General features: G+C 66.9%; 19 protein-coding genes. 7 read left to right on the top strand and 12 right to left on the bottom strand.

Features of this window, described 5'->3' with window-relative positions:
* Window positions 1-90: 90 nt before the first annotated feature.
* From pheT to VJV41_RS09380, 4 genes are read right to left on the bottom strand one after another with little or no spacing between them, the layout of a single operon-like run.
* A complete protein-coding gene (gene pheT / locus VJV41_RS09395) occupies window positions 91-2,577 on the bottom strand; it encodes a phenylalanine--tRNA ligase subunit beta (protein WP_325333026.1) in 2,487 nt (828 codons plus the stop codon).
* A complete protein-coding gene (gene pheS, locus VJV41_RS09390; RefSeq protein WP_325333025.1) occupies window positions 2,577-3,620 on the bottom strand; it encodes a phenylalanine--tRNA ligase subunit alpha in 1,044 nt (347 codons plus the stop codon). Before pheS ends, pheT begins: the two co-directional genes overlap by 1 nt.
* A gap of 7 nt (window positions 3,621-3,627) precedes the next feature.
* Complete coding sequence (locus tag VJV41_RS09385; RefSeq protein ID WP_325333024.1) at window positions 3,628-4,452, bottom strand: rhomboid-like protein; 825 nt, start codon at window positions 4,450-4,452, stop codon at window positions 3,628-3,630.
* A gap of 9 nt (window positions 4,453-4,461) precedes the next feature.
* A complete protein-coding gene (locus tag VJV41_RS09380; protein WP_414684921.1) occupies window positions 4,462-5,367 on the bottom strand; it encodes an adenylate/guanylate cyclase domain-containing protein in 906 nt (301 codons plus the stop codon).
* Between the two features lie 144 nt (window positions 5,368-5,511).
* Here VJV41_RS09380 and VJV41_RS09375 point away from each other — a divergent pair, with 144 nt between their 5' ends.
* Together VJV41_RS09375 and VJV41_RS09370 are read left to right on the top strand one after the other, a co-directional pair.
* Window positions 5,512-6,525: an oxygenase MpaB family protein gene (locus tag VJV41_RS09375; RefSeq protein ID WP_325333023.1), complete on the top strand. Its 1,014-nt coding sequence runs from the start codon at window positions 5,512-5,514 to the stop codon at window positions 6,523-6,525.
* A gap of 3 nt (window positions 6,526-6,528) precedes the next feature.
* The gene (locus tag VJV41_RS09370) at window positions 6,529-7,746 is read left to right on the top strand and encodes an acyl-CoA dehydrogenase family protein (protein WP_325333022.1); all 1,218 of its coding nucleotides are present in this window, start codon (window positions 6,529-6,531) and stop codon (window positions 7,744-7,746) included.
* Window positions 7,747-7,808: 62 nt separating this feature from the next.
* Here the strand turns inward: VJV41_RS09370 and VJV41_RS09365 are convergent, their stop codons facing one another.
* From VJV41_RS09365 to infC, 4 genes are read right to left on the bottom strand one after another with little or no spacing between them, the layout of a single operon-like run.
* Window positions 7,809-8,582: an RNA methyltransferase gene (locus tag VJV41_RS09365; protein WP_325333047.1), complete on the bottom strand. Its 774-nt coding sequence runs from the start codon at window positions 8,580-8,582 to the stop codon at window positions 7,809-7,811.
* Complete coding sequence (gene rplT, locus VJV41_RS09360; protein WP_325333021.1) at window positions 8,579-8,968, bottom strand: 50S ribosomal protein L20; 390 nt, start codon at window positions 8,966-8,968, stop codon at window positions 8,579-8,581. Before rplT ends, VJV41_RS09365 begins: the two co-directional genes overlap by 4 nt.
* A 42-nt stretch (window positions 8,969-9,010) precedes the next feature.
* The gene (gene rpmI, locus VJV41_RS09355) at window positions 9,011-9,205 is read right to left on the bottom strand and encodes a 50S ribosomal protein L35 (protein ID WP_325333020.1); all 195 of its coding nucleotides are present in this window, start codon (window positions 9,203-9,205) and stop codon (window positions 9,011-9,013) included.
* 16 nt (window positions 9,206-9,221) lie between these two features.
* Complete coding sequence (infC, locus tag VJV41_RS09350; RefSeq protein WP_325333046.1) at window positions 9,222-9,845, bottom strand: translation initiation factor IF-3; 624 nt, start codon at window positions 9,843-9,845, stop codon at window positions 9,222-9,224.
* Between the two features lie 215 nt (window positions 9,846-10,060).
* On the opposite strand from infC, the gene VJV41_RS09345 reads away from it, so the two are divergent.
* From VJV41_RS09345 to VJV41_RS09330, 4 genes are all read left to right on the top strand, one after another.
* Window positions 10,061-10,423, top strand: coding sequence for a DUF1844 domain-containing protein (locus VJV41_RS09345; protein ID WP_325333019.1), 363 nt, complete (start codon window positions 10,061-10,063; stop codon window positions 10,421-10,423).
* Between the two features lie 44 nt (window positions 10,424-10,467).
* Window positions 10,468-13,776 carry a bifunctional lysylphosphatidylglycerol synthetase/lysine--tRNA ligase LysX gene (lysX, locus tag VJV41_RS09340; protein WP_325333018.1) on the top strand — a complete coding sequence of 1,103 codons (3,309 nt, stop codon included), beginning with the start codon at window positions 10,468-10,470 and terminating at the stop codon, window positions 13,774-13,776.
* A gap of 87 nt (window positions 13,777-13,863) precedes the next feature.
* Window positions 13,864-15,234: an alpha/beta hydrolase gene (locus VJV41_RS09335; RefSeq protein ID WP_325333045.1), complete on the top strand. Its 1,371-nt coding sequence runs from the start codon at window positions 13,864-13,866 to the stop codon at window positions 15,232-15,234.
* Window positions 15,235-15,258: 24 nt separating this feature from the next.
* Window positions 15,259-15,555: a hypothetical protein gene (locus VJV41_RS09330; RefSeq protein ID WP_325333017.1), complete on the top strand. Its 297-nt coding sequence runs from the start codon at window positions 15,259-15,261 to the stop codon at window positions 15,553-15,555.
* On the opposite strand, the gene VJV41_RS09325 is transcribed toward VJV41_RS09330, so the two are convergent.
* Entirely contained in the window at window positions 15,549-16,649 is a 1,101-nt protein-coding gene (locus VJV41_RS09325; protein WP_325333016.1) for a hypothetical protein, read from the bottom strand. The two genes, VJV41_RS09330 and VJV41_RS09325, sit on opposite strands and share 7 nt — an antisense overlap.
* A complete protein-coding gene (locus VJV41_RS09320; RefSeq protein ID WP_325333015.1) occupies window positions 16,646-17,965 on the bottom strand; it encodes a hypothetical protein in 1,320 nt (439 codons plus the stop codon). The genes VJV41_RS09325 and VJV41_RS09320 overlap by 4 nt, the downstream gene beginning before the upstream one ends.
* A 55-nt stretch (window positions 17,966-18,020) precedes the next feature.
* Between VJV41_RS09320 and VJV41_RS09315 the strand changes: the two genes are divergently transcribed.
* Window positions 18,021-18,341 (top strand): hypothetical protein, encoded by a 321-nt coding sequence (locus VJV41_RS09315; protein ID WP_325333014.1) that lies wholly within the window; start codon window positions 18,021-18,023, stop codon window positions 18,339-18,341.
* A 4-nt stretch (window positions 18,342-18,345) separates the two neighbouring features.
* On the opposite strand, the gene VJV41_RS09310 is transcribed toward VJV41_RS09315, so the two are convergent.
* Window positions 18,346-19,560, bottom strand: coding sequence for a CHAT domain-containing protein (locus tag VJV41_RS09310; RefSeq protein ID WP_325333044.1), 1,215 nt, complete (start codon window positions 19,558-19,560; stop codon window positions 18,346-18,348).
* Window positions 19,542-21,074, bottom strand: a 1,533-nt coding sequence (locus tag VJV41_RS09305) for a hypothetical protein (protein ID WP_325333013.1), incomplete at its 5' end; no start/stop codon positions are given. The genes VJV41_RS09305 and VJV41_RS09310, both read right to left, overlap by 19 nt.

The raw sequence follows: 21,074 nt of genomic DNA, 5'->3' as shown, positions 1-21,074 counted from the left end.
GCCTGTTGCAAATCAATTAGGCGCGAGCAGACGTAAATGGCCCCGACACGCCGAGAGAACAGGGCCTTTTGCGTCTGCTCGCGGGAAAAATCAGCCGCGCTGGACGGCGCCCACCAGCTCCGCGGCCCGCTGCACGGCGGCCTCGCGGGCGACGCTGGCCTCGTCCTCCGTCAGCGTGCGATCCTCGGCGCGGAATCGAAGAGCCAAGGTCAGCGACTTGCGGCCCTCCCCGATCTGCGGGCCGGTGTACACGTCGAACAGCCGCACGTCCTCGAGCAGCGCTCCGGCGCCGTCGCGAACAGCATCGACCACCGTTTGCGCGGCCACGTCGTCGCCGACGATCAGGCTGACGTCCTGGAACACCGCAGGGAACGGTGACACCGCCGGCGCGGGAAGCGCCTCGGTGATCGGGATGGCATCAAGATTCAGCTCGGCCGCGCAGGTGCCCTTCGGCAAGCCCGCACGCTCGATGGCCGCGGGGTGTAGTTGGCCGGCGTGGCCGACGACGGTGTCACCGACCAGCACCTCAGCGCAGCGACCTGGATGCCACGGCAGGTACTGCGCGGCCCGCAGCGTCAGTTCGACGCCGGCCGCGCGGCCTATGACACGCACCGCCTCGAGTGCGTCGCGGGCCTCGACCGGACGGCCGGGACCCCACGGCCCGGCCGGCTCGCGGAATCCGGCCAGCACCACTCCGATGTGCTGCGGCTGATTCGGCAGCGACGCGTCGAGTGTGGCGATCTCGTCGTCGTTCGGCCTGCGATCGGTCGGAATACGTTCGACCGCACGGGTATCCGACGTCTGCTCGACCACCTGGGCGATGGCGAACAACGCCACATCGACCGCGCCGCGAGACACGTTGCGTCCCAACGCCTCTAGAAGACTCGGAAGTAGCGTGGTGGCCAGCTGTGGGCGGTCGGACTCCAGCGGGTTGACCACCTGCGTGGCGTTGCGCCGCGGATCGTCGTCGGGCAGACCCCACTGATCGAATACCCCGGCTGGCAGGAACGGCGTCGGCAGGATCTCGATATACCCGTTGAGTGCCAACGACTTTCCGATGGCACGGCGGCGCTTCTGTGTCGTGCTGAGGCCTCGTCCCGGCGGCGCGAGTGGCAGCACCGACGGAATGATCTCGAGGCCCTCCAGCCGCAGCACCTCCTCGACGAGGTCAGCCGACTGGCGCAGGTCGGGGCGCCAGCTCGGCGGCGTTGCGGTCACGCGCTCGCCGTCGACAACGACATCGGCGCCGATTTGAGTCAGCCGCCTTTGCGTGGTTCCTTCGGCGTAGTCGACGCCGGCCGTGCGGTCGGGCAGGTCGGCGGGCATGCTGACCGGCGGCCCTGACCAATCGTCGCGCGGCGGGTCGCCGCGCCAGTCCGTCAGCGTCGGTTCCACGGTGCCGTTGGCGATATCGGCTAGCAGTGCGGCGCAACGGTCCAGCGCCGCAACAGATATCGCCGGGTCGACGCAGCGTTCGTAGCGACGGCCGGCCTCGCTGTACAGACGCAGTCGGCGCTGCGTGCGCGATACCGTGGCGGGATCCCAGACCGCGGCCTCGAGCAATACGTCGGTGGTGCTGTCGCGCACCTCGGTCGTACCCGCACCCATCACGCCGCCGATCGCCGCCGTCGCGACGTCGTCGACAATGAGCACATCACCGGGATCGAGCTTGCGCTCGATGTCGTCGAGGGTGACCACCGTCTCCCCCGGTTCGGCGAAGCGGACCTTGAAGCCGCCGGTGATCAGGCTGCGGTCGTGGGCGTGCATCGGGTGGCCGAACTCGAGCATCACGTAGTTGGTCACGTCGACCGCGGGCGAGATCGCGCGGATGCCGCTCAGCAGCAGCCGCCGCTGCATCCACCACGGCGACACCGCGTTCGGGTCGATACCGGTGACGGGCCGCAGGCCGAACCGCAGCACGCCCGTGCCGGGTTGGATGGTCACGGGCAGTGCTTGCCCGGCAACCGGCAGCGTGGGGACGTCGGCGGGGTCGACGTAGTCGAGGTCGTAGGCGCAGGCGATCTCGCGCGCCATCCCGCGCACCGACAGGCAGTAGCCGCGGTCCGGGGTGATGGCCAGGTGGAAGACGACATCATCCAGACCCAGCACGTCCGCGGCCGGTGTGCCGGGTTCCGCGGTGCCCGGCGGAAGCACCAGGATGCCGGAATGGTCTGTGCCCAAGTTGAGTTCGGCCGTCGAGCAGATCATTCCGTCGGAGGTGCGGCCGTAGGTCTTGCGCTTGCTGATCGTGAAGTCGCCGGGCAGCACAGTGCCCGGCAGCGCAACGGCGACGATGTCGCCCACGGCAAAGTTCGTTGCGCCGCAGACGATGTCGCGCGGCTGAGCCTCGCCGACATCGACCTTGACGGCTCGGATCGGCTTCTTGAACTCCGTGAGCTCCTCGATCTCGAGCACCCGGCCAATGGTCAGTGGACCGGTGACCGGGCCGACGGGGATGATCTCTTCAACCTCGTGGCCGATGCGGATCAGCGTCTGCTCCAGCTCGTCGGCGGACACGTCCCACCCAGGAGCGCCGGCCTGAACGACATCGCGCAGCCAGCTGTACGGCAGCCGCATCAGGCCCCTACCCCGAACGGCAGCGAGAAGCGGACATCGCCCTCAACCATGTCGCGCATGTCAGGAATGCCGTTGCGGAACTGCAACGTGCGCTCCAGCCCCATGCCGAATGCGAACCCCGAATAGACCTCGGGGTCAATGCCACAGGCGCGCAATACATTCGGGTTGACCATGCCGCAGCCGCCCCATTCCACCCAGCCGGGGCCGCCCTTCTTGTTCGCGAACCAGACGTCGACCTCAGCAGACGGCTCGGTGAATGGGAAGAAGTGCGGGCGGAACCGGGTACGACCCTGCGGCCCGAACTCCGCGCGGGCAAACGCGTCGAGCGTGCCGCGCAGATGCGCCATGGTCAGGCCCTTGTCCACAGCCAGGCCCTCCACCTGGTGGAAGACCGGCGTGTGGGTGGAGTCGAGCTCGTCAGTGCGGAACGTCCGCCCGATGGAGATGATGTATACCGGCAGGTCGCGCTCCAGCAGGGCTCGGATCTGCACCGGCGAGGTGTGCGTGCGCAGCACCTGCCGCGAACCGTCGGGAGCGATGTAGAAGGTGTCCTGTTCGCTGCGCGCAGGATGGTCCGGCGGGAAGTTCAGCGCGTCGAAGTTGAACTGCTCGGTCTCGACCTCGGGTCCTTCGGCCAGCTCCCAGCCCATCGCGACGAAGGTGTCGGCGACGTGCTCGGCCAGGATCGTGATCGGGTGGCGTGCGCCGACGGGCTGACGGGTCGACGGCAGCGTCACATCGATGCGCTCGGCGACGAGCACCGCCGCGTCGCGCTCGGCGCGCAGCGCGGCCAGCCGCTCGTCGTAGCTGTCCTGCACCTCGGCGCGCGCGACATTGACGCGCTTTCCGGCGTCCGCGCGGTCGGCCTTGGGCAGCGAGCCCAGCGCCTGACGGGCCAGCGCGATCGGCGACCGGTCGCCCAGATGCTCGGTCTTGGCGTGGGCCAACGCGTCGAGGTCCACCGCCAGCTCGAAGGCATGCCGGGCGGCGCTGACCGCTTTGGTCAACGCTTCGTCCGATAAATCTATGGGCTGATCAGCCATCCGGCGATCATAAGCGATGCGCTAGTTGCGCCTCGAAGGCGTTTACTTCGAGCACGGGGGCTCGAGTGTCGCCTTGGTGTACGGGTTTGCGGCGAATGCGTGACTTGACCCAACACTCGGCGACGACCACACCGACCAGACCGGCGGCGGTCGCCACTACCAGCGACGTGCTGGCCAGCACCAGATATCCGAACGACGCCGCGACGCCCAACAGAATGAACCGCGCCCGCGTCCACGGCGCCGGTGCGCCGAATCGTGTCGACACGAGCATCCCCAGGACCAGCGCCACCCCGTGCCCGACGTCGGTGAAGTCGTGCCCTACTACCGCCACCGCCACTGCGACCGCCAGCCACCAGCCCATCCACGTGGGCCGCCAGCGCCGCGGTATGGCCGCCGTCAGCGTTCCCAGCACTCCCGCGGCGCCGTAGCTCATGCCCACGTCTGTTGCACGAGTGACCGAACCGGGCAGCCAGCCGAACTCGACTGCCGCGGCCAGACCGGCGGCCACCAGCAGCGTTGCGCCGAGATGACCCACCGCGAAGGCAACGATGAGCCGGCCGCTGCGCCACAACAGCTCGCCCATCGACAGCAGGCAGACCAGGCCGGGCAGCCACACATACACCGGTCCGGCGTCGACCACGAAGGCGCTGCCGAGCAGTGTGCCGATGCGCCCGTGGCTGAGGTTGTGCAGGTTGGTGCTGGCGTGGCGAATGATCCGGTCCTGCATGTCCGGGCTCAGTCTGAGCATGGTCGTGGTGATACACGTCACGATCGCTGCGTACGCCAGCGTCATCCGAAGCCGCGTCACGCGGGCGAGTAAACCGAACACCATCGGTAACCACTATGCCCCGGGTGCGCCCCCGTCGTCGTCATCGGCGCCTGGCAACTGCCTGCCAGTTTTCAGTCGGTACATGATCAAATCCGCAGGCACGCCGTCCTGCTTGGCCGTAAAGACCTGCCTGCGAAGCCGTTTGGCCATCACGCCGAGCGAATCGAAATCCTCGTCGGAAATCCGCTCCAGCGTCGCCTGTGACACGACTAACTCGCCCCTGGTGGCCCGCTCCATCACCCGAGCCGCGATGTTGACGTCGACGCCGAGCCAGTCCGAACCGATCCGCTGCGGTCGCCCGGTGTGGATTCCGACACGCATGCGAGGGGTGTAGCCGTACACGTCAAGGGCTTTCACCGCCTCACGGGCAGCGATAGCCGAACGCACAGCGGTGACGGGATCCGAGAAGACGGCCATGATGCCGTCGCCCATCCGTTTGACGATGTGTCCGCCCGCCTCAAGCAGCGGCGGCTCGACGACCTGGGAAACCCGGCGCAACAATTTCAACGTCGCGTCGTCGCCGTTCTTCAACGACCACGCGGAAAAGCCGACAAGGTCGGTAAACACCAGGGTGGCCTCACGATTGGCGGGTTTACCCGACACCCGCTCGGTCAGCGCCTGCCACACCTGCAGCGCGCCCAGGCTGACTTCACGCGACGCGGCGTCACGTTCCAGCAGGCGATCGGCGGCGCGGGCGGCGGCGCTCGGCGCGCCAACACCGGCCACCGACAACGGATCTCCGAATTCGGGATCACCGGGCAGCGCTCGTCGCGCACGCCGCAGAAAGGCGATCACGCCGGGGCTGTGGTTGGTGTTCTTCAGCCACGTCATCGGTCCGGATGCGCGCCGCTTCAGATCCGGCGCCTCTTCTATTTCTCCGATATCGCCGGATCGTTCATCGAACGACTCGACATCCACATCGTCAGCGTAGGTGGCGCTCCCAGGGGCCCGTAAACCGGCAGGTCACAAGCATATGGCAGCGATATAGCCACCTGATAACACTGCGCCGCCACGCGCACCGAAATCGTAGACAACATGTGTTGTCAACATTATCGTGAGGTCATGGCGATGGCGCCCCCCGAAGGACCCCTCGGCCCGGACTCGCTGACGTGGAAGTACTTCGGCGACCTGAGGACCGGGATGCTGGGCGTCTGGATCGGCGCCATCCAGAACATGTATCCCGAGCTCGGGGCCGGCGTCGAAGACCACTCCGTCCTGCTGCGCGAACCCCTGCAGCGCGTTGCGCGCTCCGTCTACCCGATCATGGGTGTGGTCTACGACGGCGATCGCGCAGCGCAGACCGGCCAGCAGATCAAGGGCTATCACAAGACGATCAAAGGCATCGACGCAGCGGGCCGGCGGTATCACGCCCTGAACCCCGAGACGTTCTACTGGGCACACGCGACGTTCTTCATGCTGATCATCAAGACCGCCGAATACTTCTGCGGCGGGCTGACCGAGGCCGAGAAGCGCCAGCTTTTCGACGAACACGTGCAGTGGTACCGGATGTACGGCATGAGCATGCGGCCGGTACCCAACAGCTGGGAGGAGTTCTGCGAGTACTGGGAGCGCAAGTGCAGCGAAGAACTCGAGATCAACAAGGCGACGCTCGACATCTTCAGGATCCGCATCCCCAAACCGTGGTTCGTGTTGATGCCGACCGCGGTGTGGGATCAGTTGTTCAGACCGATGGTAGGCGCGCAGCGCTGGATCGCCGCCGGCTTGTTCGACGAGGCGGTACGCGAGAAGGCCGGGATGCGCTGGACACCCGGCGACGAGGTGTTGCTGCGGCTGTTCGGCAAGCTGGTCGAGTTGGCGTTCGTGGCGGTGCCTGAGGAAATCCGGCTGCATCCGCGCGCGCTGGCCGCATATCGCCGCGCCGAGGGACGAGCGCCCGCCGACGCGCCACTGGTCGAGGCACCGGCATTCATGGCACCGCCGCCCGACCGGCGCGGCATGCCGATGCACTACTTGCCGCCACGCAAGACGCTGCTCGACCGGGCGGGGTCGCTGGTGCACACGACGTTCTCGCTTGCCGGGCTGCGCCCGGCGCGTGGTCGCAGCAGAGCGGCTTGACTCATGCTCGAGTGGTCTGACGTCGATCTCGCGGTGCGCGATGCCGTGCGTGAGTTCGTCGACAAGGAGATTCGGCCGCACATCGATGAGCTGGAAAGCGGCGAGATGGAGCCCTACCCCATCATCCGCAAGCTCTTTTCGACGTTCGGCATCGACGCGATGGCACGCGAATCGCTGGAGAAGCGGTTGGCGCGGATGCGCGACGGTTCGACGGACTCGGGCCCGGTCGGCGGCCAGTCGAGCATGACGTTCGTCGTGGCCAGCGAATTGAGTCGCGTCTCAATGGGATTGGTCACCGGGATGGGCGTCAGCCTGGGGCTGACAGTGCCGACCATCGCCTCTCGCGGCACGCTTGCTCAGCAGGAGCGGTGGCTGCCCGAGCTGGTGACGTACGAGAAGATCGGCGCGTGGGCGATCACCGAGCCGGAATCGGGCTCGGATGCATTCGGCGGCATGAAGTCCTACGTGGTGCGCGACGGCGAGGACTACGTCCTCAACGGGCAAAAGACGTTCATCACCAACGGGCCGGACGCGGACGTCGTCGTGGTTTACACCAAGCTCGACGAAGCCGGCGTCGACAAGCGCGACCGCAAGGTACTGACTTTCGTACTGGACCGCGGCATGGACGGCTTCGTGCAGTCAAAGCCGTTCCGCAAGATGGGCTTACACAGTTCGCGAACCGGTGAGCTGTTCTTCAACAACGTCCGGCTGGGCTGCGAAAGGCTGCTGGGCGAGACCGAAGGAGATGGAGCCAACATCGTTTCCGACGGTCGCGCCAGTGCGCGGGCGAACTTCTCTGCTGAGCGCATCGGGGTCGCCGCCATGGCGCTGGGTGTCATCGAGGAGTGCCTGCAGCTGTGCGTCGACTACGCCAGGAGCCGCACACTGTGGGGTCAGCAGATCGGGCAGTTCCAGCTCATTCAGCTGAAGCTGGCAAGTATGGAAGTCGCCCGAATGAACGTGCGTAACATCCTGTTTCGCGTCATCGAGTCGATGCAGTCTGGTGCTGAGATCTCGCTATCGGAGGCGTCGGCGATCAAGTGGTACTGCTCGCAGGCTGCTACAGACGTGGCGATGGATGCCGTGCAGTTGTTCGGCGGAAATGGCTACATGACCGAGTACCGGGTAGAACAACTCGCCCGCGATGCCAAGTCGTTGATGATCTACGCCGGCAGTAACGAGGTGCAGATCACCCACGTCGCCCGGGGGCTGCTTTCTTAGCGCGAGCAGACGTAAAACTGCCTATTTTTCGATAATTCAGGGCAGTTTTGCGTCTGCTCGCGCTAAGAAGTGCGGTGCGCCCTGGCGCTCTGATACAGGCAGATCGAGGCGGCCGACGCCACGTTGAGGCTTTCGGCGTTGCCCGGCATCGGGATCCGGACTCGATGGGTCGCCATGGCCGCCAGTTCTGTCGGCAGGCCGTGGGCTTCCGGCCCGAACAGCCACGCCGTCGGGCCAGACAGGTCGGCCGCCTCGAGCGAAACCTCGCCGTCGACGGCCGTCGCCAGCACCTGAAGGCCCGCCCCGCGCAATGCTGCCACCGCCGCGCCGGCATCAGCTTCGGTCACCACGGGTACCGAGAAAATGCTGCCCACCGACGCGCGCAGACACTTGCCGTTGTACGGGTCGACGCTGTGCCCGGCCAGCACCACGGCGTCGGCGCCCATCGCGTCCGCGATGCGGATCAGCGTGCCCGCGTTTCCGGGCTCGGAGATCTCCACCGCGACCGCGACCAACCGCGGCGAGCCGGCGAGCACGTCGCCGATAGCGGTTTCAGGCACCGAACAGACCGCCACCAGTCCGACCGGAGTCACCGTGTCCGACAACGCTTTCGCCGCGCGCTCGGTCACCACATGCACGGACACATCAGTCAGCATCGATCCGAATCGGCTCAGCGCGGATTCGGTGACGAACACCTCCGATACGAGTCCGCGCCGCAACGCTGCCTCGACGAGGTTGGGTCCTTCGGCGAGAAAGCGTGCGGCGCGGCGACGTCCGACGTGGCGGTGCAGCTTGACCGCTGCCGCCACCCGGTCAGATCGCTCGGTGAGCGTCAGGCAGCCTCGCCCGACGGTGCATTCACATCAGCGGGCAGCGCACCCTTGGCGACCTCCACCAACGCGGTGAACGCGGCCGGGTCACTGACCGCGATCTCTGCAAGGTTCTTACGATCCACCTCGACACCGGCAGCCTTCAGGCCCTGGATCAACCGGTTGTAGGTGATGTCATTGGCCCGGGCCGCAGCGTTGATGCGGGAGATCCACAGTTTGCGGAACTCGCCCTTGCGGGCACGCCGGTCACGATAGGCATAGGTCAACGAATGCAGCTGCTGCTCTTTGGCTTTGCGGTACAGCCGCGACCGCTGACCGCGGTAGCCCTTCGATGCATTGAGTACTGTGCGCCGCTTCTTCTGGGCGTTCACTGCGCGCTTCACGCGTGCCATGAGAGTCTTCCTATCTCTTTGAGGTCGTTTACGGCCTCAGGTTCAGCCGTTCAGCAGCTTCTTGATACGGGTCTTGTCGTTGGCCGACACCTCGGTGCGGCCGTCAAGGCGCCGGGTGCGCTTGGTCGGCTTGTGCTCGAGCAAGTGCCGACGGTTGGCCTTCTGGCGCACGACCTTGCCGGTCCCGGTCAGCCGGAACCGCTTGGAAGCGCCGCTGTGGGTCTTCGCCTTGGGCATATGTCCTCAGTTCTGTTCAGTTCTGCGATGGAGATGGATTGGAGTCTGGTGGCGCCGCGGCCGGCGACGGTTCTGCCCGTCGCGCCGGCGGTGCATCGGCGTCGTGCGCCGCCTTGGCGCGAGTCTTCGCGCCGCGGTGCGGAGCCAGCACCATCGTCATGTTGCGGCCGTCCTGCTTGGCGGACGTCTCGACGAAGCCGTAGTCGGCGACGTCGGCGCCCAGCCGCTGCAGCAGCCGGTAGCCCAGCTCGGGCCGCGACTGCTCGCGTCCGCGGAACATGATCGTCACCTTGACCTTCGACCCCGCTTGCAGGAAGCGGACCACGTGGCCCTTTTTGGTCTCGTAGTCGTGAGGGTCGATCTTCGGTCGGAGCTTCTGTTCCTTGACGACGGTCTGCTGCTGATTCTTGCGAGACTCGCGTGCCTTCTGAGCCGTCTCGTACTTGAACTTGCCGTAGTCCATGATCTTGCAAACCGGCGGTTTGGCGTCCGGGGCTACTTCGACAAGGTCGAGATCGGCATCCGCGGCGACGCGGAGGGCGTCTTCGATGCGCACAATGCCTACCTGCTCGCCACCTGGTCCGATCAAGCGGACTTCAGGGACTCGAATGCGCTCGTTGACGCGGGTCTCAGTGCTGATGGGGCCTCCTATGTTGTCCTCTAGGAGCCCACACCATCAGCGCTCTGCTCAATTGAACAGAAAAGCCCTGCTCAAAGCAGGGCCCATAGCCGACCAGGACAGGCACGGATGCCTGTGACCGGACCGCTGTACCGGTATGGTCAGCGGTGGGAGTGGGACTCCACTTGCTGTCCCTGGCGTTCGCCGGGACGGTCGCGCATGTCAGTCTAGCAGCCATGACCGACGATCCGGCACCATCCCAATCGACGGCTCAGCCGTCCGTCCGCGAGCTCGCCGAAATTCCCGCCGTGGAGGTGATCACGCGGTCGGCAGTCATGCTGATGAGCGCCGCTGCCGAGAAGCTCGGTCTGTCGGCGGAGGACCCGCACGACAGCCCGCACCGCGACCTCGACGAGGCTCGCCGCTTGATCACTGCGCTGGCCGGTCTGGTCACCGCGTCGGCCGAGTACCTCGGTCCGCACGCAGGGCCCGTTCGCGACGGACTCAAGACGCTGCAGCTGGCCTTCCGCGAATCCAGCGCGGCGCCAGACGAACCCGGGCACGGTCCCGGCGAGAAGTACACCGGCCCCGTCTGGTAGCACTCCCACCCATTTCACGGGTTGACCGCATATTGTCGCGGCCTATGACCGTCACCATGACCCGCCGCACCTCTCGGTATTGGTGGGTTCCCGCGGCGGCCGGCTGGACCGTCGGCATCATCGCGACGCTGTCGTTGATCGCCAGCGTCTCGCCCGCGGTGCGCTGGATCATCAAGGTCCCGCGCGAGTTCGTCAACGACTACATCTTCAACTTCCCCGACACCAGCTTCGCGTGGGCGTTCGTGCTGGTCCTGCTGGCCGCGGCACTGGCGGCGCGCAAGCGCATCGCGTGGTGGATCCTCGTGGGCTACATGGTCGCGGCGATCGTCTGGAACGTCGGCGATCTGGTGACCGGTGACGAGTCGGTCGTGCAGGACATCGGCGAAATCATCGGCGTCGGTTTCCACGTCGCGGCGATTCTCTTCCTGGTCCTGGCCCGCAAAGAGTTCTGGGCGAAAGTGCGCCGGGGCGCACTGGTCAAAGCCGCCGCCACACTGGTCGTCGGCATGGCGATCGGCACGCTCGTCGGCTGGGCACTGTTGGAGTTCTCCCCCGGCTCGCTGGCCCGTGAGGACAGGTTCCTGTACGCGCTGAACCGAGTGAGCGCTTTCGCCGGCGCGGACTCTTCGAACTTCTCCGGGCATCCTCACGTGTTCGTCAACGCCCTGCTGGGTTTGTTCGGTGCGCTGGCGTTGATGGTCGCAGCGATCGTGCTGTTCCAGTCGCAGCGCGCCGAGAACGCGCTGACCGGTGAGGACGAGTCGGCGATCCGGGGTCTGCTCGAGCTGTTCGGTAAGAACGACTCGCTCGGCTACTTCGCCACCCGCCGCGACAAGGCGGTGGTGTTCGCTCCCAATGGCCGCGCAGCCATCACCTACCGCGTCGAGGTCGGCGTCTGTCTGGCCAGTGGCGACCCGGTCGGCGACCCGAAGGCGTGGCCGGCGGCCATCCAGGCGTGGCTGACGCTGTGCCAGACCTACGGCTGGGCTCCCGGCGTGATGGGCGCAAGTTCGACCGCGGCCGAGGCCTTCCGCCAAGCCGGACTCAACGCCCTGCAATTGGGCGACGAGGCGATCCTCTATCCGGACAACTTTCGCCTCTCCGGGCCCGACATGCGCGCCGTACGGCAGGCCGTGACGCGCGCGCGACGGGCCGGCGCCACCGTGCGGATTCGGCGACACCGCGACCTCGGCAGCGAGGAGATGGCCCAGGTCATCGCGCGTGCCGATGGATGGCGCGACACCGAAAGCGAACGCGGCTTCTCGATGGCGCTGGGCCGGATCGGCGACCCGGCCGACGGGGATTGCCTACTCGTCGAGGCGGTGCAGCAGGCCGCCGGAAAAGATGAAGTTGTCGCGATGCTGTCGCTGGTCCCGTGGGGCACCAACGGCGTATCGCTGGACCTGATGCGGCGGTCACCGCAATCCCCCAACGGCACAATCGAATTGATGGTCTCGGAACTGTGTATGCAGTCCGAAGGCATTGGGGTGACGCGGATTTCGCTGAACTTTGCGATGTTCCGATCGGCCTTCGAGCAGGGCGCTCAGCTCGGCGCCGGGCCGGTGGCGCGGCTCTGGCGCGGGCTGCTGGTGTTCTTCTCCCGCTGGTGGCAGCTCGAGACGCTGTACCGGTCGAACATGAAATACCAACCCCACTGGGTACCGCGCTACGCCTGCTACGAGGACGCCCGGCTGGTCCCTCGCGTCGGCGTCGCATCGGTGATCGCCGAAGGCTTTCTGGTGCTGCCGTTTTCGCGGCGCAACGAACAACCGCACACCGGTCATCACATCGCAGTGCCGGAAACTCTGGTGGCGACGGGCGTGTTGCACCACGACGGAAGCGCGCCCGACCTCACCGAGCTGCAGGTCGACCTGCCCGAGGACGAGGACCAGCCCCGGCTGCCAGAACAAGTCCGGGTCCGGATGGCCAAGCTCAAGGCGCTGCAGGCCGAGGGCGTCGACGCCTACCCGGTCGGAGAACCGCCCAGCCACACCGTCGCTCAGGCGATCGACGCCGCCGACGACACGGCCGTAACAGTCGCCGGGCGAGTGCTACGCGTTCGCGACTACGGCGGTGTGCTGTTCGCCCAACTGCGTGACTGGTCCGGAGAAGTCCAACTGCTGCTTGACAATTCGCTGCTCGACGAGGGCACCACCGCCGATTTCACCCGCGCGATCGATCTCGGTGATCTGATCGAGGTGACCGGCACGATGGGCCTGAGCCGCAAGGGCATCCGGTCGTTGATGGTGCGCAGCTGGCGACTGACCGGCAAGTGCCTGCGCCCGCTGCCCGATAAATGGAAGGGGCTGACCGACCAGGAAGCGCGGGTACGGGCCCGATACGTCGACCTGGCGATCAACACCGAGGCGCGCGACCTGATCCGGGCCCGCAGCGGTGTGCTGCACGCGATCCGCGAAACCTTGGTCGGCAAGGGGTTTTTGGAGGTCGAGACGCCGATCCTGCAGCAGATCCACGGCGGCGCCAACGCCCGCCCGTTTCTGACACACATCAACGCCTACGACCTGGACCTGTATCTGCGCATCGCCCCGGAGCTCTACCTCAAACGGCTGTGCGTCGGCGGCATCGAGCGCGTCTTCGAGCTGGGCCGGGCGTTCCGCAACGAGGGTGTCGACTTCAGTCACAACCCGGAGTTCACACTGCTGGAGGCCTATCAGGCGCACGCGGACTACAACGTGTGGATCGACGGCTGCCGCGAGCTCATCCAGAACGCCGCACAGGCCGCCAACGGCGAGCACGTCTTTCTGCGCCCCCGCGACGACGGCACATTCGAACCGGTCGACATCTCGGGGCAATGGGCGGTCAAGACCGTGCACGGCGCGGTGTCGGAGGCCCTCGGCGAACAGATCGGACCAGACACCGACCTCGCCACGCTTCGCAAGCTGTGCGATGCAGCCGACATCGCGTACCTGACGCACTGGGACGCCGGTGCGTTGGTGCTCGAACTCTACGAGCGGCTGGTCGAGGACCGCACCGAGGCGCCCACCTTCTACAAGGATTTCCCTACGTCCGTGTCACCCCTGACGCGTCCGCATCGCAGCATCCCCGGAGTCGCCGAGCGGTGGGACCTGGTGGCATGGGGCGTCGAGCTGGGCACCGCCTACAGCGAGCTGACCGATCCCGTCGAACAGCGCCGACGGCTGCAGGAGCAGTCGCTGCTGGCCGCAGGCGGCGACCCCGAGGCGATGGAACTCGACGAGGACTTCCTGCAGGCGATGGAATACGCGATGCCGCCCACCGGCGGGCTCGGCATGGGTGTGGACCGGGTGGTCATGCTGATCACCGGCCGCAGCATCCGCGATACGCTGCCGTTCCCCTTGGCGAAACCGCGTTAACACCTCGTTCACAGCTAGTCGCAAGGATTGGCGTCCACGATTGTTGCCGTGACGTTACCCGAGCCGTTTCGCCACCATCTTTCGTTGATGCACGGTTGGATTCCGATCACGGTGCAGGTCATTGCCGCCGTCGTGCTGATCGCGGCCATCGGCTGGCGCAACCGCCGCTGGCGCGTCGTCTTGCTGCCGTCGGCGGCGCTGGTCGGCCTTGCGTTGGCGGGGGCGGCTTACTGGTACGTCGCTTCTCAGGGAATGAGCGACGACACCAATCCCGCACCACATTCGCTGTGGATCTGGACGGGCCTGTCGGGGCTGGCCGCCGGCGTGCTGATCGCGGGCTGGCAGGGTGCCCAGCGGTGGCGCCGCGGAGTATCGGCGCTGGCGCTGCCGCTGTGCCTGTTGTGTTCGGCGCTGGCGCTGAACGTCTGGGTTGGCTACTTCCCCACCGTCCAGACCGCATGGAACCAGCTGACCGCCGGGCCGCTGCCCGACCAAACCGATCCGGTCACCGTCACCGCGATGCAGAAACAGCACACGGTCCCGGCCAAGGGCACCGTCGTGCCCGTCACGATCCCTGCGACCGCGTCGGGGTTCAAACACCGCGGTGAGCTGATCTACCTGCCGCCCGCTTGGTACGCGACCAATCCTCCGCCGCAACTGCCGACGGTGATGATGATCGGCGGCGAGTTCAACACTCCCGCCGACTGGATGCGGGCGGGCAATGCGATCAAGACCATCGACGACTACGCATCCTCTCATGGCGGAAACGCGCCGGTGTTCGTCTTCGTCGACTCCGGTGGAGCGTTCAACAACGACACTGAATGCGTCAACGGGGTCCGCGGCAACGCCGCCGACCATCTGACCAAAGACGTTGTGCCGTTTATGGTCTCGACGTATGGCGTGAGTGCCAAGCCGTCGAACTGGGGCGTCGTCGGCTGGTCGATGGGCGGCACATGCGCCGTCGACCTGGCCGCGATGCATCCCGACATGTTCAGCGCGTTCGAGGACATTGCCGGCGACATCGCCCCCAATTCGGGGACCAAAGCCCAGACCATCGACCGCTTGTTCGGCGGCAACGCGGCGGCCTACGCGGCGTTCGACCCGTCGACGGTGATCACCCGCCACGGTCCGTACACGGGGGTGACCGGCTGGTTCGACATCAACAACGCGCCACCGGCAGCGCCGACGACGAACAACCCGAATGACCAGGCCGTGGCGGCCAACGCGCTGTGCGCGGCGGGCAGCGCCAACGGCATCCGGTGCGCGGTCGTCACGCAGCCGGGCAAACATGACTGGCCGTTCGCCGCACACGCGTTCTCGGCGGCCCTGCCGTGGATGGCCAGCCAGATCGGCACGCCGGGCGTTCCCGCGGTCCCGCTGCCGGTGGCGCCACCGGCGCCGGCTCCCGCGCCTCCGACGTCCCCACCGTCCGCGCACATACAGGCGGCGTCGAAGTAGCCACTCGGGAGTACGGTGAGCGGCATGCCGGACGAACCCACGCCCGAACCGGAACCCGCCATCGAGGCGCATCCCGCTGAGGCACCCCCGCCGGCGGCGGTCGATACCGGCTACACGCCGAGCGGCGTGCCGACATTCGAATCGGTGCGCGAGAAGATCGAAACCCGGTACGGCACGGCCGTAGGCGCCTCGGAGCTCGCCGGTGAGTCACCGGAGGGCCGGACCGTCGACGAGCAATACGACGCTCGCCAGCAGGCGGCCGCCGAGCGACTCGCCCAAATCCGCGAGTCGATGCACAAGGAACAGGACAAGTCTCAGTAATCCGATTCCGCGGCCAGGATCTCGGCCAGGTACGCGTCGTTTGCGGGCTGGTTCAGTCGCGACCGCGCGAAGGTCCGGATCCGCTGCCGAATGTCGGCCGATTCCACTGACTCTTTGAGCTCGACACCGATCGACACCACTGTCGTGCGCCAATCATGGTCCCACGCAATGGTTTCGGTGATCGCCCGGTGATGCTCGTCGGCCAGCTGGAAAGTGGCGGCACCGTCCGCATCGAGGATGCCCACACCGCTGACGGTTCCTGACCGCAGATGCACGGCGATGCCGGCAGCCGATCCCATGCCCGACAACTCAGCCCGCACAACGCCTTTCACGGGATTGCCCGCCTCGATGCGCCATTCGACGGTGTTCTCGGCCGCATCGAAGATCCCTGGCGGCACCGCTGACCAGTTGATCGAAGCCGTTCCCGTTGCGACCGCACCAGAGGTTCGGCCGCCGGCGGATCCGGCGGCCAGCGCATAATCATCGCGACGGCCGGTCGCGGCCGGTTCATGCACGGCGTCGAAGGCAATGCCCAGGTCCTCGGCCAGCTCACCGCAGGCCCGCACCAATTCGACGACGCGCGGGTCTCCGTCCCGCACATGGTCGTTCAGGGCCGCAACGTGGATTCTCAGGAGGCTTTCCACGTCCGAATCAAAGGTGTCGTCGGTGAAGAAGTTTTGGGCGCGGGCGGTCAACAGTGCGAGCTCGGCGTCGAGCAGCGCACCGTCGAGGGCGGCGATGCCGTCACGCTGGCTCGCGGGCCACCACCGACGCAACCAGTGCCCGACCGCCAGCCGTCGCAGCGGATCAACCGCTCCTGGCTGCACGCCGACGTCCGTGAGTTCGACGGTGTGTGCCTCGTCCGGGGCGCGTCCGTCCAGCGCCGAAGCCACCGCGCTGTGTCCGGATTCGCCGACAATCCGCCACAGCCAGTCGGCACGGGCCAGATCGGTGAACGCGATCGTGGCCACGCCTGCCGGGTCGTCGACCGTCCACGACAGCACCGCGCCGCTGACCTCCAACACGGCGACAAGTGGCGTGGGGCCCAGCTGCCCGCCCGTGCTCCACAGACCTGCATCGGCGATCAGTTTCATCCTGCCACCTGCAATTCGAGCATCGCCTTGATCCGCTGGCGGTGATCGAGGCTCACCGACCTGGCCACTCCCTCGAGCAGCGCGCGGACGTCGTCGATGTCATCGCATGGCTCCTGCCACACATCACGTCCGTGCAGTCGTGCCCACAGCCGGCTCAGGTATGGGCGGGCGAAGGCCGCCAGATCGTTGATCACCTGCTGCTGGCGCGGATGGACCGGCCCGCCGTCGGCGAGGTACCGCCGAGCGTGCAGCACGTAGGCTTCCTTTCGCAGCCGAGCCTGCATCTGGCCGGCCAACTGATAACGCGTGACTGCGGATTCGGTCAGAGGAGCCAGGTCGACGGCGATCTCGATCCCGGCTAGCAGCGTCGCCTGTTTGTCCTCGGCCAGCAGACCCCACGGCGCGCAGGACCGGTCGACCTCCTCCGCACACAACAATGGGATGTCGGGCAACTCGTCTCGGTCCATGGCACGGCGCAATGTCGCGCGCACCCGATCGACGACGCAGCGGTTGAGCGGACGGTCGCTGTCCGAGCCGCCAAGAATCGACGGTTGTGGTTGCGGCTCAACGGAACTCAAGCCGATTTCAGCGATCGACCACGGCAGCCGTCCCGCGTCGCCATGCGCCGTCGCGCCGAGGTTGTATGGGGTCGCGTCCGCGATCAGGGCAGACCACACCCGCTGCCGCGCTACTTTCGCGCGATGGCTGTCAGCGGGGCCGAGCACGGTGGTCAGGCCGGTCATGAACGGGCCGGTGATCTCGGTGCCTGCATGTACGTCACGCCAGCTGCGATCCAACTGCTCGGAGAGCCTGGAAATCACCAGAGGGTCTGAGACGTGCTGGTTTAGCACCTCGATCCCCGTGCGGTCACGGTCTCCGTGGATTTCGCGCAACAGTGTTTCGGCGGCGGCGTGGTCGTGTTGGGTGGGCGGCCCTTTCGTCACTGCGAGCTCGAAGCAGACGGGGAAGTACAGCTCCTGTGCGTTTCCGGTGGTGATGCGCAACCGGCGCCGTTCCCGTTTGAGGATCTCGAACCACGCCGCCGCGCCACGCAACTGTGCACTCTGGCCGACGATCTCGTCATACATCGCCGCGGCCACCTCGGCGTCGACGAACGGCGCCGAGTAGTGGGTGTTCGACCGCAGCCGCAGCACCAATGGGTCGATGATCCGCTTCACGGTCCGGCGAAGAGGGCCGCCGTCGTCGCCGCTGAGCACCTCGACGCCGGGGCCGATTGCACGCCAGGCGCGGTCGATAACCGCGCGGCGCGGGTGGCTGACGGCGATCGCCGACGCCACCTCCGCTTGCGCGCTCATCTGGACAGCATAAAAGTTGGGTTCGGTAGCGGGGGCCTGAGTAGACCCTTGTCGCATGTCCGATGCACTGTTGCTCTCGCTTTCTGGCTTGGTTTTCCTAGGCGTCGCGTTGGTTCTCTTCACCCCGGAACCGTCGGTCGTCAAGTCTCGGGGAGTCATCGTCGGCATCCGAATAGCCGGCGCCGCTCGGCAGGACTTCCGCGAAGTCGAACTCGACGTGATGGTCAGCAGGCCTGAAGGTGGGCAATTTGCGGCTCGCGAACGAGCCGTGATCCCGGCAACGCTGCTGAGCAAGGTCTCCCCCGGCAATATCATCGACACCTATTACCACCGGGGTGACGAGTCGGCGGTCGCGGTCTGCGTGCCGCGGGCCTGAGTTTTCATCGGGCGCCGTCGACGGCGAAGCTGACCAGCGCCGCCCAGTACAGCGGGCTGGCAGTCAGGTCGCCGTTACGCCACTGCCGCATGCGTTCCCGTTGCCAGCGGTTCACCGCGCATCCCGCGTCGGCTTCTTCGTGTGCCTGGTCGACGGCGATGATGGCGTCGGCCATCGGATCAACTTCCGGCCCAATTTCTTTCGGTGCGAACTGGCGGTATCCGGCTGCGGTGGGCAGCGACCACAGCGTGGCGGTCACCAGTTGGGCGCCGCCGAGGATCATCGCTGCGACCAGACCCGTCGCCTCGTCGAATTGATAGTCACCGCCTGATGCGCAGGCCAGCAAGGCGACCCGGGGCGGCATCGGCAGCTTGGCCGTCATCAGGTCGGCCGCGGCGAGCGGGCGCTCGTCGGCGAGATGCAGCGCCGCCCGGTCGGCGTGGCCGACGTCGCCGTCGGCTGCCGTTGCATGGCCGACGAACAGGAGCCGGCTCGGCGCCTGCTCGAGCAGGCGAGCCAACCAGTCGCGGTCCGCGTCGCTGCGGCGGAACAAGTCGACCGCGGTGGAGACGTCGGGTAGGACCGATCTGCGGGCAAGCAGCTCCGAGAAGTGCTGCGCCAGCGGGGTGTCCGGCGACGGTCTGCCCAGCACCGAGCCGAGTGCGGAGTCGGGCCGCTGGCCGGGCACTCGCGGGTCGAGGACCAGAAGCGGCGGGCCGTCGCGGCGGCTGCCCCAGCCGGCGCCCATGCGCGGCGAATTCACGATGTTCGGCGGCGCGGCCATCAGCACATCGACGAGCTCCATCAAGCGGTGGCCGTCGTCGTTGGCCATCGCCAGTAGAGCCCATGGCACCCGAGCCAGCCGGGCGCTTGGCGACACGAATAGTGCGGCGCGCGGCGAGGACACGAGATCGGTCAGCAATCGCCACGCCGCATCCGAAATCAGCTGTCCGCCCAAGGCGCGAGCCAGGGCCAGTTCGGTGCTCGGCGTCGCGAACGGCCCTTTCGCGATGGCACGGTCGACGGCATCACGCCGCGTCTCGGATCCCCGCGGGTCCGGCAGCGCACCGGCCAGCTCATCCAGCGCCCCAACCAGGTCCGCTTCCTCCACCACCCAGGTGACCGTCTTCGATGGCTCGCCGACCACCCGCAGGCTGGCATACGTTGCGACGCCGACGTCGGCGAAACGCAGGACCAGAGTTACGGCCACGTCGACCAGGCGGCCTCGTCTGCGGTGACGGCGGCGCCGTACCGCTCGGCGGCCAGTGTGCGATAGCGGCTCATGATCGGTGCGGTGTCGGGGTCCATCCGCAGCGGCGGCAGAGGGCCCAGGCGGGTTAGCGCGCCGCCTGCCGACGACGCCGACCCCGCCGCGACGAGGGCATACTCATCAATCGTGTCGACGGGCACCGTGGCCGTCGCGGTCTCGGTCCAGTCCAGTGGCTGGGCATCCGGCTCTGTGCTGAAACTGCCTCGTGCGCTGTGGTATTCGATGAGTTCACTGAGAAGCTCGGTGTTTCCCCATTCCCAGGCGACCGCGAAGGCGCCTGCGAGGATGCGGGCCGAAACGTGGTTGGCCCAGCGCATCCGCGCGTCCGCGTCGGTCATCGCGTGACGTACCGAGTCGACCGCCAAGGCCGCGGGCACCTTGAGCTCGGCGGCCTGCTCAAGTTTGGCCTTGGCGTCGGTGGGGTCAGCCAGCGCCTCGGCGCGCAGGATGCTACCGAGATGGTCGTCCAGACGGGCGTATTGCAGCCAACTGTGACGGGGCCACGAATCGAGTAGCTCGCGCGCCTCGTTTACCCGGTCTCGTGCCGCCGCGAAGTCGTTTCGGAAGATGTCGACCCAGCTGCGCTGCAAAAGGATGCGGTGGATGTGGAGCGGCTTCTCCACCTCGCGCCAGTGCCGCTCGGCATGGCCAAGGCGCTCGTCGGCATCGTCGAAAGCCCCGACCGAGATGCTGATCAAGCCGAAGTACAGCCAGCACCGCGACACGTCGTGGGCGCGCAAGTGCTCGGCGATCGCCGGATAGGCCTCATGGACCATGCTCTGGGCCTGTGCACGATCGTTTGCCGCCCAGGCCGCTGTTGCTCGCTCCAATTGCGTTCTAGCCGTCGCCAATTGCCATTCACGTCGCTGGGCGCGGGCGCCCGCGCGCTGCAGCCACGGCTCGGCCTCGGACAACCGGCCCGTCTCGACGCAGAACCGGCCGTAGCCAGTGGAACCGAGGACAAGCAGGTAGTCGTCGAATTCGTTGCCGTCACGAGGGTTTTCGATGGCGTCGAGCACCTGCTCCCACAACGGGACCGATTGCACGTGCAGGTCGTCGTCGCACAGCGCGACCGCACACAGAATTCGGGCGTAGGTGATGAGGAACCTGTGTTCGTCTTCGAGATCCGGGGAGCCGGGCGACGTTTCGTCGGTGAGGGCTAGCAGCCCGGCCTCTGCGGCTTCGTGATCGCCGTGCGCGGCGGCGAGGCCGGTCTGGAGAAACGTGGCCCGGCGCGAGTATCGGCGGATCATGTGGTCGATCTCGGCATCGGACATGGCCACCTGCGCGGCCGCGTCGGGCTTGGTGCCCGCGCGGATCGCCCGGTAGATCGCCAGGCAGTCGTGGATGCGTCGCAGGGCCTCCTCAACACCGTCGTACGCGGTGCGGACCAGGTAGATCTCACCGAGCTGCGCGAGGACCTCCATCATCAGATCGTCGCGGTCGGCCTGTTCGATCTCCTG

This window comes from Mycobacterium sp., from assembly GCF_035274705.1.
Classification (GTDB): domain Bacteria; phylum Actinomycetota; class Actinomycetes; order Mycobacteriales; family Mycobacteriaceae; genus Mycobacterium.
Note: the sequence above shows the minus strand (reverse complement) of the source record. Positions and strands in the feature narration are given on the sequence as shown.

What these genes read in the sequence shown, in the direction of transcription:
- VJV41_RS09345 (WP_325333019.1), top strand. Translation starts at nt 10,061, where the DNA reads ATGACCGACGATCCGGCACCATCCCAATCGACGGCTCAGCCGTCCGTC.
- VJV41_RS09315 (WP_325333014.1), top strand. Translation starts at nt 18,021, where the DNA reads ATGTCCGATGCACTGTTGCTCTCGCTTTCTGGCTTGGTTTTCCTAGGC.
- VJV41_RS09320 (WP_325333015.1), bottom strand. Translation starts at nt 17,965, where the DNA reads ATGAGCGCGCAAGCGGAGGTGGCGTCGGCGATCGCCGTCAGCCACCCG.
- pheS (WP_325333025.1), bottom strand. Translation starts at nt 3,620, where the DNA reads ATGGCTGATCAGCCCATAGATTTATCGGACGAAGCGTTGACCAAAGCG.
- VJV41_RS09330 (WP_325333017.1), top strand. Translation starts at nt 15,259, where the DNA reads ATGCCGGACGAACCCACGCCCGAACCGGAACCCGCCATCGAGGCGCAT.
- rpmI (WP_325333020.1), bottom strand. Translation starts at nt 9,205, where the DNA reads ATGCCCAAGGCGAAGACCCACAGCGGCGCTTCCAAGCGGTTCCGGCTG.
- lysX (WP_325333018.1), top strand. Translation starts at nt 10,468, where the DNA reads ATGACCGTCACCATGACCCGCCGCACCTCTCGGTATTGGTGGGTTCCC.
- VJV41_RS09325 (WP_325333016.1), bottom strand. Translation starts at nt 16,649, where the DNA reads ATGAAACTGATCGCCGATGCAGGTCTGTGGAGCACGGGCGGGCAGCTG.
- pheT (WP_325333026.1), bottom strand. Translation starts at nt 2,577, where the DNA reads ATGCGGCTGCCGTACAGCTGGCTGCGCGATGTCGTTCAGGCCGGCGCT.
- VJV41_RS09335 (WP_325333045.1), top strand. Translation starts at nt 13,864, where the DNA reads ATGCACGGTTGGATTCCGATCACGGTGCAGGTCATTGCCGCCGTCGTG.
- VJV41_RS09370 (WP_325333022.1), top strand. Translation starts at nt 6,529, where the DNA reads ATGCTCGAGTGGTCTGACGTCGATCTCGCGGTGCGCGATGCCGTGCGT.
- VJV41_RS09385 (WP_325333024.1), bottom strand. Translation starts at nt 4,452, where the DNA reads ATGGTGTTCGGTTTACTCGCCCGCGTGACGCGGCTTCGGATGACGCTG.
- VJV41_RS09375 (WP_325333023.1), top strand. Translation starts at nt 5,512, where the DNA reads ATGGCGATGGCGCCCCCCGAAGGACCCCTCGGCCCGGACTCGCTGACG.
- rplT (WP_325333021.1), bottom strand. Translation starts at nt 8,968, where the DNA reads ATGGCACGCGTGAAGCGCGCAGTGAACGCCCAGAAGAAGCGGCGCACA.